The sequence below is a fragment of the Anaerotruncus colihominis genome, assembly GCF_010206195.1.
Classification (GTDB): domain Bacteria; phylum Bacillota; class Clostridia; order Oscillospirales; family Ruminococcaceae; genus Anaerotruncus; species Anaerotruncus colihominis_A.
Window position 1 is genome coordinate 351,003 of sequence record NZ_VIQT01000010.1, and the last position, 15,701, is coordinate 366,703.

At 57.6% G+C, this 15,701-nt stretch carries 15 protein-coding genes; 1 reads left to right on the forward strand and 14 read right to left on the reverse strand.

Annotated elements, in window-relative coordinates:
* Window positions 1-13 precede the first annotated feature (13 nt).
* The 10 genes from mraY to mltG all read right to left on the reverse strand — a co-directional run bounded on the left by mraY (window position 14) and on the right by mltG (window position 12,425).
* On the reverse strand, window positions 14-1,018 hold the full coding sequence (mraY, locus tag FMM72_RS09530) for a phospho-N-acetylmuramoyl-pentapeptide-transferase (RefSeq protein WP_162221280.1): 1,005 nt from the start codon (window positions 1,016-1,018) through the stop codon (window positions 14-16).
* A complete protein-coding gene (locus FMM72_RS09535) occupies window positions 1,011-2,369 on the reverse strand; it encodes a UDP-N-acetylmuramoyl-tripeptide--D-alanyl-D-alanine ligase (RefSeq protein ID WP_243157775.1) in 1,359 nt (452 codons plus the stop codon). Before FMM72_RS09535 ends, mraY begins: the two co-directional genes overlap by 8 nt.
* A 12-nt stretch (window positions 2,370-2,381) precedes the next feature.
* The gene (locus tag FMM72_RS09540; protein ID WP_162221282.1) at window positions 2,382-3,833 is read right to left on the reverse strand and encodes a UDP-N-acetylmuramoyl-L-alanyl-D-glutamate--2,6-diaminopimelate ligase; all 1,452 of its coding nucleotides are present in this window, start codon (window positions 3,831-3,833) and stop codon (window positions 2,382-2,384) included.
* A 74-nt stretch (window positions 3,834-3,907) separates the two neighbouring features.
* Complete coding sequence (locus FMM72_RS09545; protein WP_162221283.1) at window positions 3,908-6,175, reverse strand: penicillin-binding transpeptidase domain-containing protein; 2,268 nt, start codon at window positions 6,173-6,175, stop codon at window positions 3,908-3,910.
* A gap of 184 nt (window positions 6,176-6,359) precedes the next feature.
* Window positions 6,360-6,857 (reverse strand): hypothetical protein, encoded by a 498-nt coding sequence (locus FMM72_RS09550; RefSeq protein ID WP_160210386.1) that lies wholly within the window; start codon window positions 6,855-6,857, stop codon window positions 6,360-6,362.
* 143 nt (window positions 6,858-7,000) lie between these two features.
* On the reverse strand, window positions 7,001-7,936 hold the full coding sequence (rsmH, locus tag FMM72_RS09555) for a 16S rRNA (cytosine(1402)-N(4))-methyltransferase RsmH (RefSeq protein WP_162221284.1): 936 nt from the start codon (window positions 7,934-7,936) through the stop codon (window positions 7,001-7,003).
* Between the two features lie 3 nt (window positions 7,937-7,939).
* A complete protein-coding gene (mraZ, locus tag FMM72_RS09560; RefSeq protein ID WP_160210384.1) occupies window positions 7,940-8,359 on the reverse strand; it encodes a division/cell wall cluster transcriptional repressor MraZ in 420 nt (139 codons plus the stop codon).
* A 335-nt stretch (window positions 8,360-8,694) separates the two neighbouring features.
* Window positions 8,695-9,438: a YebC/PmpR family DNA-binding transcriptional regulator gene (locus FMM72_RS09565; RefSeq protein ID WP_160210423.1), complete on the reverse strand. Its 744-nt coding sequence runs from the start codon at window positions 9,436-9,438 to the stop codon at window positions 8,695-8,697.
* A gap of 72 nt (window positions 9,439-9,510) precedes the next feature.
* On the reverse strand, window positions 9,511-10,731 hold the full coding sequence (locus tag FMM72_RS09570; RefSeq protein ID WP_160210383.1) for a peptidase U32 family protein: 1,221 nt from the start codon (window positions 10,729-10,731) through the stop codon (window positions 9,511-9,513).
* 29 nt (window positions 10,732-10,760) lie between these two features.
* Window positions 10,761-12,425, reverse strand: coding sequence for an endolytic transglycosylase MltG (mltG, locus tag FMM72_RS09575; protein WP_162221285.1), 1,665 nt, complete (start codon window positions 12,423-12,425; stop codon window positions 10,761-10,763).
* Window positions 12,426-12,785: 360 nt separating this feature from the next.
* On the opposite strand from mltG, the gene FMM72_RS16970 reads away from it, so the two are divergent.
* A complete protein-coding gene (locus FMM72_RS16970; protein WP_180322910.1) occupies window positions 12,786-12,935 on the forward strand; it encodes a hypothetical protein in 150 nt (49 codons plus the stop codon).
* A 65-nt stretch (window positions 12,936-13,000) separates the two neighbouring features.
* Here FMM72_RS16970 and FMM72_RS09585 read toward each other — a convergent pair whose 3' ends face one another.
* From FMM72_RS09585 to FMM72_RS09600, 4 genes are all read right to left on the reverse strand, one after another.
* Window positions 13,001-13,585 carry a hypothetical protein gene (locus tag FMM72_RS09585; RefSeq protein WP_160210381.1) on the reverse strand — a complete coding sequence of 195 codons (585 nt, stop codon included), beginning with the start codon at window positions 13,583-13,585 and terminating at the stop codon, window positions 13,001-13,003.
* A 19-nt stretch (window positions 13,586-13,604) separates the two neighbouring features.
* Window positions 13,605-14,222 carry a 5-formyltetrahydrofolate cyclo-ligase gene (locus FMM72_RS09590; RefSeq protein WP_162221286.1) on the reverse strand — a complete coding sequence of 206 codons (618 nt, stop codon included), beginning with the start codon at window positions 14,220-14,222 and terminating at the stop codon, window positions 13,605-13,607.
* Window positions 14,210-14,752 (reverse strand): DJ-1 family glyoxalase III, encoded by a 543-nt coding sequence (locus FMM72_RS09595; RefSeq protein WP_160210379.1) that lies wholly within the window; start codon window positions 14,750-14,752, stop codon window positions 14,210-14,212. Before FMM72_RS09595 ends, FMM72_RS09590 begins: the two co-directional genes overlap by 13 nt.
* Before the next feature lie 66 nt (window positions 14,753-14,818).
* The gene (locus FMM72_RS09600; RefSeq protein ID WP_160210378.1) at window positions 14,819-15,694 is read right to left on the reverse strand and encodes a GNAT family N-acetyltransferase; all 876 of its coding nucleotides are present in this window, start codon (window positions 15,692-15,694) and stop codon (window positions 14,819-14,821) included.
* Between the last annotated feature and the right edge of the window lie 7 nt (window positions 15,695-15,701).

Consider the following 15,701-nt stretch of genomic DNA (forward strand, 5'->3'; position numbering starts at 1 on the left):
TCCCTGCCGGCCGTTACAGCAGCAGCACCGACCAGACGCCAAGCGCGCCGCCGCAAAGTCCGACCGCCGCGAAGGTCCCCACGATGCGTACCTCACTCCAGCCGCTCAATTCAAAGTGATGGTGAATCGGACTCATCTTAAAGATGCGCTTGCCTGTCGTTTTAAAGCTGATGACCTGCAATATGACCGACAGCGCCTCGCACCAATAGATAACGCCCGTCAGCACAAGCAGCAGCGGCAACCCGACCTGAAACGCAAGCCCCACAACCATACCGCCCATAAACAGCGAGCCTGTGTCGCCCATGAACACCTTGGCCGGATAAAAGTTCCAGATCAGATAGCCGAGCAGGCCGCCGGCCAGCGCCGCCGACGCCAGGCCCGTCTCGGCAAAGCCAAGGATACCAGTCACGACGAGCATCGCCAGAGCGTTTACAAACGTCACCGACGAGGAAAGCCCGTCGACGCCGTCTGTCAGGTTGACCGCATTGACAAACCCTGTGATCACAATCAGCGCGAACACATAGTAGAGCGGTCCAAGCTCGATGCGCCCGACAAACGGGATGGCCACGGAGGTTGACCGGTCGCCCGCCATATAGAGCATCACCAGATAGACCGCCGCAATGACCAATTGCATCATATACTTTTGACGCGCCGTCAATCCCAGGTTCTGCTTTTTGACAACCTTGATATAGTCGTCCATAAACCCGACTGCGCCGAAGCCCATCGCCATAATCCAGCTGTCAAACAGCTTGACGCCGCCCTGCGCTGACAAAAGCTGCGGCTGGTATGCCCTGAGCAGCATATAACCGGTGATCACCGCGATCGGGATCGAAATGATGAACATAAATCCGCCCATGATCGGCGTGCCCTGTTTTTTCTTGTGCCATGCCGGGCCGATGTCAAGGATTGTCTGTCCGAAATGGATTTTGTGCAGAAATGGGATCAGGACGATCCCAAGCGACGCGCTGATCACAAAGGAAATCAAAGTCGTCAAAATCAACACTGTGTTATTATTCATCAATGCGCTCTCCCTTATACAGTCCTTGGAGGACTTCCTCCATGCGCATCCCGCGGCTGCCCTTTACCCAGACAATGTCGCCCGGGCCGAGCGCGCCGCGCAGACGCGCGAGCAAATCCGTCTTGTCGTCGAAGGTTTCGGACTCGACGCCGCCTTCCTTCGCGCCCTGACTATAATAGCAGGCGTCGCCGCCATATGCAAGCAGCAAATCGACGCCCGCCGCTGCGGCGGCCCGCCCGATTTCACGGTGCGCCGCCCGCGAGAGTTCGCCTAATTCCAGCATTCCGCCGAGCACCGCGATACGCCGGCCGCCACACCGCATGGCCGAAAGCGTCGTAAGCGCCGCGCGCATTGAATCGGGCGAGGCGTTATAGCAGTCCTCCACAACCGTCACACTGCCCCAGTGGACCACGCGCTGACGCATACCGGACGGGATATAGGCCGCGAGTGCGGCCGCGCATTTTTCCGCCGGGATGCCCAGCGCCAGCCCGACACCGCAGGCCGCGGCGGCGTTGCGCACATTGTGCAGCCCGATGCACGGGATGGTCACGCCGACCTGCCCCCCGGGATAATTCAGCGTGAACGCCGTCTGCGCATCCAATTCGTGGATATCCGCAGCGCGCAGCGCGCACGCGGGATTTTCGACGCCGTAAAGGCGCGCCTCCAGACGCGGAATCGACACCTTTTTAAGCAGATCATCATCGCCGCACAAAAACAGCGGCGCGCCGTCCGGCAAAGCATCGGCCAGCTCCAGCTTCGCCTTCAGGATATTTTCACGGCTGCCGAGCTGTTCAATGTGGCTGACGCCGATATTGGTGATAACGCCGAGCGTCGGCCGCGCTGCGCCGGCCAACGCGGCGATCTCTCCCAAACCCTGCATCCCCATCTCGACGACAGCCGCCTCATGGCCGCGCGTCAGGCCAAACAGCGTCTTTGGCAGGCCGATTTCGTTGTTGAGGTTTCCTTCTGTTTTGAGCGTCTGGAATCCGGCGGATACAACCGCCGCGATCATATCCTTTGTCGTCGTTTTTCCAACGCTGCCCGTGACACCGATGCAATGGATGTCAAAACGCGCCCGATAGGCGCGCGCGATATCCATCAGCGCGCGCTGCGTATTTTTTACGTACATGACAGCTCCCGCGCCGTAGTCGCGCCGCTCATGCGCAACGGCGCACGCGGCCCCGCCGCGCAGCGCCGCCGTGATATAATCGTGTCCGTCGAACCGCTCGCCCTCCAGCGCCACAAACAGGCAGCCCGGCGGCAAGGCGCGCGAGTCGGTGGAGACGCAGCCGACAGCGCCTTCAAATGTCCCGTCCGCGCCGATGGCCGCGGCGATTTCCTTAAGCGTCATGCGTTCCACGATTCACGATCCTTTCTTTTTTTCCAGCAGTTTCAGCACGATCTGCCGCTCGTCAAAGCAAATCGTCTCACCGTGCAACACCTGATAATCCTCGTGGCCCTTACCAGCCAGGATCAGCACATCGTCCTTTTTCGAATGGTCAAGCGCCCATTCGATCGCCGCATATCGGTCCGGAATGATTTCATACGGCGTATCCGGATGCTCCAACAGGCCGGGCTTCGCATCCTCAATGATCTGCATCTCGTCCTCATCGCGTGGATTATCCGATGTGAGGATCACAAAGTCGGACAGGCGCGCCACAATTTCAGCCATCTTTTTACGCTTTGTACGGTCACGGTTGCCGGCGCAGCCAAACAGTGTTACAACACGTCCATGCGCAAATTTCTGCATCGTTGTAATGATCTTTTCCAGCCCGTCGGGGCTATGTGCGTAATCGCGGATCACGACATAATCCGTCCCTGTCGGCAGCACTTCAATGCGGCCCACAACCCCCTGGCAGGTATTTAAGCCCTGCGCCGCCTGTTCGAGCGTCAGACCGAGCGCCATACACATGACAGCCGCCGTCATTGCGTTCTCGACCGAAAAATCCCCTGGGATCGGCAGGCGCACACGTGCGATCGCGCCTTTGCCGACAATCATAAAGCGGCTCGAATCGGGCGCGGGGCGGATATCCTTGGCGGTGAAATCCGCCGCGTCCGAAGCGGTGGAAAACGTTGTCACCGGACAGATATGCCGTACCTCCGCCGCCAGGCGCTCGCCATAGGCGTCGTCTATATTGACCGCGGCCGCATCACACATCGAAAACAGCTTTTTTTTCGCATGGTAATAGCTTTCCATATCGCCGTGATAATCGAGATGATCCTGTGTCAGATTGGTAAACCCAACGCTTGCGAAGCGCAGTCCCGCCAACCGCTGTTGGTCAAGCGCGTGCGACGAACACTCCATGACGACATATTCACATCCCGCGTCCGCCATGCGCGCGAGCATCCCATGCAGGGCGAGCGGATCGGGCGTCGTATGCTTGGCGGGCAGTGTGATGTCTCCGATCTCATTGTGAATGGTCCCGATCAGCCCTGTCTGATGGCCGGCCGACTCCAGGATGTATTTGACCATATAGCTGACCGTCGTTTTCCCATTGGTGCCGGTCACGCCGGCCAGGCACAGGCGGCGGGCGGGATTGCCATACCAGTTGCCGCAGACGATGCCGTAGGCATAATGTGTGTCACGGCAGACAATCTCGTTTTCCAGTCCCAGGGCGCGTTCGCACAGGATGGCGGCAGCGCCGGACTCTACGGCCTTTACCGCGTAATCATGCCCGTCGGCGCGCGTGCCGCGGATACAGACAAACAGCGTCCCAGGCTCCACCTGCCGTGAATCGGAGGTGACGCTGGTGATTTCACAGTCCCTGTCCGGGCGGGCAGCGTCAAGCCCGTCAAGCAGTTCGTAAAGGCGCATAAAGATTCCCCTTTCGGTCGTATCCGCGCGCCGAACGGCGTGCGGACAAAACTGAGATGTTAAAAATATGGCCGCTATGGCTGCGCGGGAGGCTCTGCCGCCACGCATTCGACCGTCACCACGGCGCCTGCTTCCACCATCTCGCCGGCGTCGGGCGACTGTGCTGAAACAACGCTGTGTGTGCCTTCGATCTGTTCACCCCGGACGCTGATTTTCAGCCCTGAACCAACGATCGTCTGGTTGGCCTCCTGGAGCGTCTTTCCGACGACGTCCGGTACCAGAATTAATTCTCCCGCGCCTTCCTCCTCAGTATACAGCACGATGACGCCGTCCTGTGGGATGATTTCGCCCGCAGCCGGGACCTGTTTAAGCACCTTTGCTCCGTTGCCAATCACACGGAACTTCAGTCCGCGGCGGCGCACCTCATACTCCGCCTCATGCAGATCATAGTTGAGCAGGTAAGGCGCCTGCGTCTCGGTATTTTCAAGCTCCTCCTTGGTATACTGCGGCTCGATGCCCATGTACGGCAGCGTCTCCGCCAGAATGGAGCCGACAATTGGCGCCGCGACGGTCGAGCCGAAGGCGTTGTAAATATCGGGGTCGTCAAGCAGCACAAGACACGCCACCTGCGGATCGTCGATCGGCGCGAAGCCGAAAAACGACAAGGTATTTGGGATACGTCCATCCTCCTTGCGGTCATCGAGCTGTTCAGATGTACCCGTTTTTCCGCCGACACGGTAGCCGGGAATGGCGGCCTGCTTACCGGATCCGCCTCCGCCTACAACCTGTTCAAGGATCAGCGCCATTTCCCTGGAAACCTCCTTGGAAACGACCTGCCGCTTGACAACCGGTTCCGTATTTGAAATGACGTTACCCTCACTGTCGATGATCTGCTTGACGACATACGGCTGCATAAGCTGCCCGCCGTTGATAGCCGCGCAGGCGGCTGTGATCATCTGAATCGGCGTGACCTTAAACGTCTGACCAAACGAGGAGGACGCCAGATCGTTGACAGAATAGGTCCCATGGTAGATGCTTCCAGCCTCGCCCGGCATATCGATTCCAGTTGGCTGCGTCAGGCCGAAATTCGCAAAGTTTTCCGCGAAGTTCTGCGCACCCATGCGCTGTCCGATATCGATGAATGCCGGGTTGCAGGAATTCATCACGGCGTGCGTCAAATCCTGCGCCCCATGACCGGAGTGATGTCCGGTCCAGTACCAGCAGTGATACTGCGTATCATTGACAGTCACATAGCCCAGGCAGTTAAAGCCCGACTGCGTTGTTACTGCGCCGCATTCCATCGCCCCGGCTGCTGTCACAATCTTAAAAACCGAGCCGGGCTCATATGGGTCGGAGATTGCATAATTGCGCCACAGCGAGTAAAGCGTCTCCATCCGGGCCTGCTGGCGCGCCTTCTGCGACTCCTCCGATTCGTCCTGCGGCAGCGCGGCCAGCTCCTCCTCAAGCTTCTTGGCGACGTTTTCATCGATGATGTCATACGGATTATTCGGGTCGAAATCCGGCTTGGAGGCCATCGCGAGCACCGCGCCTGTCTTTGGGTCCATCACGATGCCAGTCACACGGTTGCGCACGCGATGTTCGGCCAGCGCAATCTCAAGGTTCTTCTCAAGGTAATGCTGAATTGTCTCGTCGATCGTCAGTACAAGCGAATTGCCATCCTGCGCCTCATACCGCTGGACATACTGCATATCCATGTCAACGCCCGCGCCGTTTTTCATCGACACAACGCGTCCCGGTGTTCCGGCAAGCGTCTTTTCATAGTACGCCTCAAGCCCATACGCGCCGTGGTTATCATTATTTGCAAAACCGAGCACAGCCGAAGCGAAATTACCATATGGATAATAACGGCGGGTGTCCTCCTCGAGGAAAACAACGCCCGTTAACCCGTTTTCACCGACCGCCGCCATCAATGCGTCCGCCTGGTCGTCCTCGACCTTCTCCTTGACAACCTCATAATAGGAGCCTTTGCGAGCCAGTTTCTTTTTGACGGTTTCCTTATCCGCGCCAATATATTCCGCCAGCAGATTGATGATAGCCTCCTCTTTTTCAGGCGTATCAGCCAGCTTTGGCGCAATACAAACCGACGAAACGTCCGCACTGACAGCCAGCTTTTCACCGTTTGTATCGTAGATGACACCGCGTTTTGCTCCAATGCGTGTTGTGCGCAGCTGATGCTGAAGCGCACGCGCCTGCATCGACTCGCCCTCCACGATCTGGAGCACGAACAGCTGATGCAGCACAACACAGAAGCCGAGCACGATCATCGCGACAAGCACGATAACCATGCGGCTTTTCATATGGTAGGTTGGAGACTTTGCCATTCTTTTATACCGTTCCTTTGCAAAAGTTGCACCGCCCGCCGCATGGACACAGATACGAAACGCGGCGTTTGCCGTCGAATCCAGGCCAAAATGCGAGGAAAGCAAGAAGCATAGCGGGGTATTGCCCCTTCGCATCCTTCTTGCTTTTCATGCCATTCTTATATTTATTGGCGCGGCGCCTGTTTTAGTCCTCCGGATTTTTGGCGTTGCTGATTGCAACACGGATGCGATCCATCAGCGACAACCGGGGGGAATCCATCGTCAGCTCAATCTTGTCTCCTTCACTCAAGTCAACATATGTAATCTGGCTTTTATCAATCGACACCATGCCGAGCGCCTGTGTAGCGTATTCCTCCACATTGCGCAGCGAAACCTTCGCGTCAAGCTGCGCGGACAAGCGTGTGTTTTCACTCTGTGCATCCGCCAGCGCGTTTGTCTGAGCCGCGATCTGTTGGTTCAGCTCCGTCAGCACTGCACGGCTGTAAAGCATAGTCACCACAAACGCGGCTACCAGCGCAAGCACCGCCGCTGTCTTGAACGCGGCCACCATACCCGCGCGCGCGCGTGCCTTTGCCGACGACGGCGCAATTGTCAACTCCGGTTTTCTGCTGCGCTGTCTGCGCGCGCTAAACCGGTTCAGATCATATGCGGCGCCTGAATTTGATGCGTAGCGTACTTGCATGGCCGACCCCTTTCACCCAATCTCTGTGCTGTCTCTTTCTCTCTGTCTCTTTGAAACGCGCCTGATCTTTTTATCTTTTGGCGCGCCCTGTCCGCCCATGTGCGTGGACGGTTTAAGAATCTGCAAATACAGGTTCCTAGGCTTTATAGCTTTTCAATAACACGCAGCTTCGCGCTTTTACTTCTGCTGTTGGCGGCAAGCTCCTGCTCCCCGGCTTCAATCGGCTTACGATTAACAAGCCGCCCGCGCGGCTGATTGCCGCAGACACAAACCGGAAAATCAGGAGGGCAGGTGCATCCCCTGCAAAGCGCCGCAAATCGCTGCTTGACCATACGATCCTCGAGCGAGTGGAAGGTGATGATCGCCATGCGTCCGCCTGAGCGGAGCCTTTCAAACGCTTCACTGAGAAAATCAGACAGGCTGGAGAGTTCCCCGTTTACCTCAATGCGAATCGCTTGAAAGACGCGCTTTGCAGGGTTGCCCCCTTCGCGCCGTGCCCTTGCGGGAATCGACGCGCCAATCATTGCCGCCAATTCTGCTGTCGTTGCAATTGGGCGCTGCGTTCTGGATTTCAAAATATTTTTTGCGATTGCCGGTGCGAATTTTTCCTCGCCGTAATCGCGGAATACGCGGCACAGCTCCTTGAAGCTGTAGGTGTTGACCACGTCGCGGGCGCTGAGTCCCGTTTTTGTCATGCGCATGTCGAGCGGGGCGTCATGCGCGTAGGAAAATCCGCGCTCCGGCGTATCAAGCTGGTAGGACGACACGCCTAAATCGAGCAGAATACCATCGACCGCCTCGACACCAAGCCTGTCCAACACCGTGCACAGCTCGGAAAAATCGCTCTGCACAACCGTTGCGCAGCCAAACGGCGCAAGCCGTCCGGACGCCACCGCCACAGCATCGGGATCCTTGTCAAGCGCGATCAGCCGGCCGCCGTCCAAACGTCCTGCGATCGCGCGCGAATGCCCCGCGCCACCGGCCGTGCCGTCGACATAAATGCCGTCCGAGCGGATATTCAACCCCTCCAGACAGGCATCAAGCAGCACGGGCACATGAGAAAAATGCAGTTCGTCCATAGGCTAGAACCCCAAATCGTCCATCGCACCGGCGATGGCTTCTGATGTAAGCAGCTCGTTCTGCGCCTCCCAGCGCGCCGTATCCCAAATCTCGGCGCGGTTGGAGACGCCCGCGATCGTTACATCGCGTTCAAGCCCCGCATATTCGCGCAGATGCGCTGGAAGCACGACCCGCCCCTGGCGGTCCGGCTCCACCTCGGCGGCTCCCGCGAAGAAAAAGCGGTTGAGCGGCGCGGATTTGCTGATGGGCAGCTCGCGCAGCTTGGCCGCAAGACGCTCCCATTCCTCCATCGAATAGACAAACAGGCAGTTATCCAGCCCGCGGGTCACGACGAACCGGTCGCCAAGCTCCTCGCGCAGGCGCGCCGGGAAGTTGACACGGCCCTTGACGTCGAGGTTATGCGCATATTGGCCCGTCAGCATCCCTTCACCCCCATTGGGAAAATCCTCACCATTTCAATGGAGTATTCTCCACTCTTAACCACTTTTCACCACTTTCGCTTCTTTATTATACTTGTCCCTCACCCAAATTGCAAGCACTTTTATTTGCCAAATCAAGGAATGCAGCCGGAATCGATCGACCCATCCCTCTATATTCCAACAGCTTGCGCCGCTTTTCGCGGCGAACCGACAGGAGTGCACCGCGCACTGTACGCATAAAAAAAGCGCGCCGCGGAATAAAAATTCCGCGGCGCAGCCGGGCATTGTTTTTACTGAAACCTTTTCCCTAAAGGGTCAGAGAAGATTCGGTAGCTTTCTTAATCCTCGTCCGGCTCCTCAGGCATATCCCAGTTGTGATAGACATTCTGCACGTCGTCGTTTTCCTCAAGAAGATCGAGCAGTTTTTCCATCTTCTGAAGCAGCGCCTCGTCGTCGATCTTCGACTTGGTCATGGGGATATACTCCGCCTCGGCGGAGTCGTACGTGTACCCCTTCTCCTGTAAAGCGGCCGCGACCTTGGCCACGTCATTCGGCTCGGTCGTGATGGTGATCATGCCATCCTCATAATTAAAATCAGTCGCGCCTACCTCGAAACAATCGTCCATGACCTTTTCCTCGTCGATCTTGTTATCTTCGTTCTCGATGTAGATCATGCCACGCCGCTCAAATAAAAATGACACGCTGCCCGTCTGCCCCAGGTTGCCCCCGCACTTATCAAAATAATGGCGCAGATCGCCCGCTGTACGGTTGCGGTTGTCGGTCAGGGTTTCCACGATGAGCGCAACACCCGAAGGGCCGTACCCCTCGTATGTAATCTCCTCGTAGTCCTCCTTGCCCTCGCCGGCCTTTTTAAGCAAACGTTCGATATTATCATTTGGCACATTGTTGGCCTTCGCTTTGGCAATCAGCGTTGCCAGACGGCTGTTGTTGTTCGGATCGGGGCCTCCCTCACGCGCCGCGACTGTGATCTCGCGGCCAATCTTCGTAAAAATCTTGGCGCGCTGGCCATCGGTTTTTTCCTTTTTGCGTTTGATATTCGCCCATTTGGAATGTCCGGACATATCGTTCAACCTTTCCTCTTTATCAATTCATCGTCAAACGGCACGCTGAAAGCCGCCGGTTATCATATACCCTCACCCCTGTACCGCGCGGCGGCGCAGCATGGAGCCGGGCGGCACGGGGCCTGCGCATGGCAGCTCATACCGGCGCATCGGATGGCACGCGCGCTCCACGGGCGCGCCCAGTTCAACGTCGAAAATTTCCTCAATAAACAGCGGGCGCGGCGCCTCCCTCGGAACGAGCAGCTCGGCATGCTCCCCGCATGAAAATGCGTTTCGCTCCTGTACAATCAGCCGGCCGCCGGCCCATCCCTCCACGGAAGCGATCACATCCCATCCGCGTACATAACCGCTTGTCTCACAATTCTGGCCCGGCATTCCAAAATAAAAGCCCGTGGAATAGCAGCGGTGGCTTACCTTTTCCACCTCGTCAAGCGCCCAGGATGGCGGCCTGTATGCGTCGGGCGCGGCAAAATAGGCGTCCGCGGCAGCGCGGTAAGCTGCCGTGACACATGCCGTATAGTAGGCCGATTTCGCGCGGCCTTCGATCTTAAACGAAGTTATCCCCGCCTCTGCCAGCCGGTCCAGGTGACCGATCATGCACAAATCGTCGGCATTGAGGATATAGCTGCCGCGCTCCTGCTGAACGATGGGAAAATACCGGCCGGGCCGTTTTTCCTCCACGAGCCGGTAGCTCCAGCGGCACGGCTGGGCACATTCGCCCCGGTTGGCGTCGCGGCCGGTCAGATAGCTGCTGAGCAGGCACCGTCCGGACACCGACATACACATCGCCCCATGCACAAACGCCTCAAGCTCCAGCTCCGGCGAGGTACGCGCACGGATTACGCCGATCGCCTCCAGAGACAGCTCCCGCGCGAGCACAACGCGTGAAGCGCCAAGCCGGTGCAGCTCCTCGGCTGTCCGCCAGTTGACGACGCCGGCCTGCGTTGAAACATGCAGCGCCATTTTTGGCACAATGCGGCGCGCCGCCATCATCACGCCGATATCGGCGATAATCAACGCATCCACGCCGGCGCAGCGCGCCATCTCAAGAAAATCCGGCAAACGGTCGGTTTCCTCGTTCGTCGCAAGCGTATTGCAGACAAGATACACTCGCACATCGTTTTCATGCGCATATGCAACTGCCCGCGCAAGCTCCTTTGGACCAAAGCCCACGGCTGCGGCGCGCATATCAAACTGCGCGCCGCCGAGGTAAACCGCATCCGCGCCGAAGCGCACAGCCGCCTCCAGCCGCTCCCAATCGCCTGCCGGGGAAAGGATCTCTAAGGTTTGCAAGCGGTGATTCTCCTTTTTAACGCCGCCCGCTATTCGCCCTCGCCCGGCATGGCAATACCGTGCACGCCCTCAATGCCTGCGGCTTCAATATTGGCCGCATGTTCTTCAACGGTCGCGGCGTAATAGAACTTGCCCTCCCTGTCCGCCAGGAAGAAGTAGTATTCGGTATCCTCCGGATAGATGGCCGCTTTGATAGCGTCCATGCCGGGATTGGAGATCGGGCCGACCGGAAGTCCCGTACAGACATACGTGTTGTATGCATCGTACATCGGCTGATAGTCCGGGTTGGCCGCATCGTCCAGATACGGCTTGATATCATCTTCGACATACATAATTGTAACATCGGACTCAAGCCGCGGGAAGGTATCCGGATTGTCCAAACGCTTGTGGAAGATGGACGACACCATCTTCATGTCGGCCGTCTTCGCGGCTTCCTTTTGAATGATAGAGGCGAGCGTAACCGCCTGGTCAAGCGTCAGGTTCTGGCTTGCCATCTGTGCGCGCAACTCGTCCGTATAGACCATTTCTTCAAAACGGTTGAAGAACTTCTGCACGATGATGCTCGGATCCTCATTCTCATAGAAATTATACGTATCCGGGAAGAAATAACCCTCATAGCGGCGATAGCGGTTCGGATCGTCCGGAATGTCCTTCAAAAATTCATACCGGTCGGAAAAATCGTTGCCATCAAGATAATCGTACAGCTCTTGTTCGCCGCAGACATCGTATTGCTCCATCTTCTTTGCGATATCCGAAAGCGTCATACCCTCATAGAAAATCAGCGTCAATTCCTGCGGGCCTGTACCGGTGCGGAACACGGTCAGGATTTCATCATAGCCCATATTCATGTTAAGCGTGTATGTGCCCGGCAGCAGATCCTCCGCGTCGTTTTTAAGCCCCGCGTAAAGCTGGAATGTCAGCGGCTGCGTGATCACGCCGGACTCCTTGAGCAGAGAAGCGATCTGTGAAAGCGACAGATTCTCCGGCAGTTCAAACGAAATCTCGCCCTCGGGCTTATTGAGCCCAAACAGGTCGCTTGCACTTTGCAGGGCGAACATTGCCAGAAATACCGAGACACCCAAGGCGATCAACAAAACAACAAGCGCCTTGAACCAGCGTCCCGCTCCGCCGCCGGACGATCCGTCGTCGTCGTAATCGTCGCCGCCAGGGCCGCCGTGCGGCGGACCTCCGCCCGCGCCAGCCGGCTGCGGCTCGTAAGCAGCCTTGTCGTTGATATTGACACGAAACGTCCTGTCCCTGCCGCGCGGCGGCTGGTTGCCGTCGGGATTCTTCCCGCCCGGCTGCGCGTCAGCGCGTTGTATCCGCATGCCGGCTGGCTGCCTTGCGCCCGGCTGAGCGGGACGCTGCGCATGGCCAGGCGTTATCCCGGACGGCTGCGCAGGACGCTGCGCATGGCCGGGCGTCGTCCCGGACGGCTGCGCGGGGCGCTGCGTATTATGTCCGGCCGGCGCCGCCTGGGAAACGGCTGGCCGTGCCCCGGGCTGTCCTGCCGGACGCTGCACAGTTGCCGCGGCGGTATGGCTGCGTGCCTGGGCATAACGGCGCTGGTCATCTTCGTAGTTAAAAGCCGGACGGTGCTGCGGACCTTGGTGAGATCCGGTCTGCTCCGCTTCGCTATCGTCATCCAGCTTGAATTTTCTGATCAAATCTTCAAATTCATTCTGATTGTTCATGCGTCCTCCTTACCCCATCCGGCGCCGGTCGCGCCGTGTCTGGCGGAAAAAAACAATATATACCATGTCCGCAAAGCGGCATGGTATAATTGGCCGTCAGGGCAGCAGCGGGCTGCGCCCGCGTATCGCCCTGGCCATAACGCCGGTATAATAACCGCTTTGCGGTTATTATACCATATATAATACCTCAATCCGCCATAATAATCAAATATTTTATAGGCTGGTCATAAAATATTTACAGTCTGCCTGTACACATTTACAAACGATCCTGCCCATCTGTCGGCTTCAAATTCAATGCACCCATTTCACGCGCCCAACATAGTATAAAACAAATTCATCAATTTGCGAGGTGTCAACAAAATGTGTTATAACAATGGTTGCAACATGCAGAACTACTGCGGTAATGGCTGCTTCAACAACTGCTGCGGCGGCTTTGGCGGTTATGGCTACGGCTCCTGGCTCTGGATCATCCTTATCATTATCATCATCTTTGGTTTTGGCTGCTGCTGACAGTTCTGCGCATCCAAAATGGCGGTCCCGGTCAATCCGGGGCCGCCGTTTTTATGATCTGCCGGTCAGGACGAATAATCAACATCATAGTTCCTCTTGACCTCAAGCGAAGCCGGCTTCCCGTCTATATAATTGACACATACAGAATAGCTGCTGCCATAGAAATAGCTGGAGGTACCATCCTCGTAGTCCTTTGCGTCAGGCACATGCTCTTTCAATACAGAAGGGGTTAAATCGGTCAGAGCCACCCCGTCAAAGCTGACGCCCTCAAGCGGATGATCAAGCTCCGAGTCAACCTTGACGGACGCAATAACAGCATTTTGAACGGAGACGCTCTCCTTTTCAGTCACAAGAGCCAATGTGACGCGCTTTACATCATCCTTCAACATATAGATGCCAGTGTAATAGGAGTTTGCATCCATCGGCTGTGACGGGCTGACATCCGCTGCTCCGATCATGCCCGGAGCTATGCTTTTCATTGTAAAGCCGGCGTCAAACAGAGCGCCCGCTTTTGTTTGGCCAACGATGATCTCTGTCCCCTCGATTACAACCGGATACGCCTTGTCGCTCTTGCTGGAGCACGCGGACAATACAAGGCATAAAACCGTCAACAGCGTCAGAACGCCAGCCAATCCCAATTTCTTTTTCATAACACAACCTCCATCATGATCAGCGGTCGAATGTCCGCTGTTTGTTTCCTACGGGCGCGCAGCAAAACAGGCGTGATTCCGTCACAATCAGATCGACCGGCACGTCGTACCTGCCGTGCCAAAGGCGCGGGCGCAGGTTGTGCGCATAAATCACACCGATTTTCGGACCTGTATACAGCGACAGGAATCGATCGTAGTACCCCGCCCCGTAACCGAGACGATAGCCGCGGCGGTCATAGGCGAGCGCCGGGACGATGCATATGCTGTCTGCGAAGCTCTCTAAAAGCGCGCAGCGTTCGCGGACAGGTTCCAGCACGCCGAAGGTCTGCGGAGCAAGATCCTCCAGCGAACGGATCAGAAAAATTTCCATCTCGCGACGGCCCTCCACGCAGCGCGGAGCCGCGACCCGCTTGCCGTCGGCAAGCGCACGCTCAATCAGAGCGATGGTATCCACCTCAATCGGCTTTGAAACGTATGTCAGCACCGTGCCGCACGACGCATACTCGCGAAGCCCCGTGACGCGCCGCAAGATTCGCGCGTCCGCGGCCTGTTTTTTCTCCGGCGCCATTGCGCGCCGCCACTCCTTGATCTCCACGCGCAGCCGCTGCTTGAGCGGCCGGATATCTACGCCCTGCATTGCAAAGCCGCCCGGATCTCTCCGGCGCGCGCGGCATCCGTCAAAACCTCAACAAGCTTGAGTCCAAAATCCACAGCCACGCCCATTCCGCGCGCCGTCACAAAACGCCCGTCGGCGCAGACGTAGCCGCCTGAAAGGCGCGCAGCGCCCAATTGATCCTGAAAGCCGGGATTGGCAGTCGCCTCCATCCCGTCCAACAGGCCCTTATGCCCAAGAATTGAAGGCGCGGCGCAGATCGCAGCCAGCCACAGATCGTTCTGCGCCGCATAATCGACAAACCGCTGCACTACAGGCGACGCCTCCAGGTTCGGCGTGCCGGGCACACCACCCGGCAACACGACCATTTCAAGACCGTCTATGCGCGCCTCGTCGTCCACAAGATCACAGACGACCGTGATTCCATGCGATCCGGTGATCTTTCGGCCGCCCACGCCCACAGTCTGAACCTCCAGGCGGGCACGCCGCAGCACATCGACGGGTGCGAGGGCCTCGATCTCCTCAAACCCTTCGGCTAAAAATACATAAATCATAAACTGCCTCCCCAAATTCTGAAATCAACCGCTATTTCGGCCGGCGGCACGCCGTTATCTTTTCTTTTAATCGAGCACAAGGCTGATGTAGGGCGCGCGGCCGGGATGTTTAAACACCCGTTCACGCGCCGCCGCGTCGTACCAGCAGCTCACACCTGCCGCCACGCGTTCAAGCGGATAGGGACAGGCCATATCCGGCGGCAGGGTCAGGTGATATTCATCGGCGTTGTATTTACTTTGCAGCACAGACAGGGCTGTCCGCACATCCATGCCGTCGAGCGCAAGCTCTTTGACGCGCACACTCCCGCCGTCATTGCGGCAAACCGCCACGGCCCGTGTCCCGCCCGCTTCAAGCAGAAGCGTTTCACCGCCGCTGAAAGCCGTTTCCGTCAAACGATAGGCGAGCGCATCGCCATCCCACCGGACAAACATCGTGCGCCCGGCAAAGGCCCGTTCGCGCAGCAGCATAAATTCAGAGGCGGTCGCCTCCGAGATGGCAAAGCTCTTTTCATACGGCATGATCTGGCCGCGCGGGACAATGGCGCGGCCGCTGTAAAATTCCGTGTCGAAGCCGCGCTTACCATAGAAATTGTAAAGCGCCGCGTTTGACGGCACGAGTACCGACAGCTTGACGCCCGCCTCGCGCATCGCCTTGTGCGCGGCCGCAAGCAGCTTTGTGCTGACGCCGCGCCCGCGATATGACGGCAGCGTCGCGACGGCGTAAACATAACGCGCCGGCAAGATGCCGGCCTGCGTCACAACAGTCATCGGAAGCAGCGAAAGCATGGAAGCGATGCGCTCCCCATCCAGAAAAACCATCGTATGACGCGCGGCGTCGTGCTGTTCAAAATACAGGTCCACATATGCGTTGCTGTCCCCAAAACATGCGCTCCACAGTTCCCTCAACTGCCCGCGCATTCCCTCGTCCGCGAAACGGATCATGCGTTGT

Excerpts from the sequence above, each read along its gene's own strand:
- mraY (WP_162221280.1), bottom strand. The coding sequence starts at position 1,018 with ATGAATAATAACACAGTGTTGATTTTGACGACTTTGATTTCCTTTGTG.
- FMM72_RS09535 (WP_243157775.1), bottom strand. The coding sequence starts at position 2,369 with ATGACGCTTAAGGAAATCGCCGCGGCCATCGGCGCGGACGGGACATTT.
- FMM72_RS09540 (WP_162221282.1), bottom strand. The coding sequence starts at position 3,833 with ATGCGCCTTTACGAACTGCTTGACGGGCTTGACGCTGCCCGCCCGGAC.
- FMM72_RS09545 (WP_162221283.1), bottom strand. The coding sequence starts at position 6,175 with ATGGCAAAGTCTCCAACCTACCATATGAAAAGCCGCATGGTTATCGTG.
- FMM72_RS09550 (WP_160210386.1), bottom strand. The coding sequence starts at position 6,857 with ATGCAAGTACGCTACGCATCAAATTCAGGCGCCGCATATGATCTGAAC.
- rsmH (WP_162221284.1), bottom strand. The coding sequence starts at position 7,936 with ATGGACGAACTGCATTTTTCTCATGTGCCCGTGCTGCTTGATGCCTGT.
- mraZ (WP_160210384.1), bottom strand. The coding sequence starts at position 8,359 with ATGCTGACGGGCCAATATGCGCATAACCTCGACGTCAAGGGCCGTGTC.
- FMM72_RS09565 (WP_160210423.1), bottom strand. The coding sequence starts at position 9,438 with ATGTCCGGACATTCCAAATGGGCGAATATCAAACGCAAAAAGGAAAAA.
- mltG (WP_162221285.1), bottom strand. The coding sequence starts at position 12,425 with ATGAACAATCAGAATGAATTTGAAGATTTGATCAGAAAATTCAAGCTG.
- FMM72_RS16970 (WP_180322910.1), top strand. The coding sequence starts at position 12,786 with ATGTGTTATAACAATGGTTGCAACATGCAGAACTACTGCGGTAATGGC.
- FMM72_RS09585 (WP_160210381.1), bottom strand. The coding sequence starts at position 13,585 with ATGAAAAAGAAATTGGGATTGGCTGGCGTTCTGACGCTGTTGACGGTT.
- FMM72_RS09590 (WP_162221286.1), bottom strand. The coding sequence starts at position 14,222 with ATGCAGGGCGTAGATATCCGGCCGCTCAAGCAGCGGCTGCGCGTGGAG.
- FMM72_RS09595 (WP_160210379.1), bottom strand. The coding sequence starts at position 14,752 with ATGATTTATGTATTTTTAGCCGAAGGGTTTGAGGAGATCGAGGCCCTC.
- FMM72_RS09600 (WP_160210378.1), bottom strand. The coding sequence starts at position 15,694 with ATGATCCGTTTCGCGGACGAGGGAATGCGCGGGCAGTTGAGGGAACTG.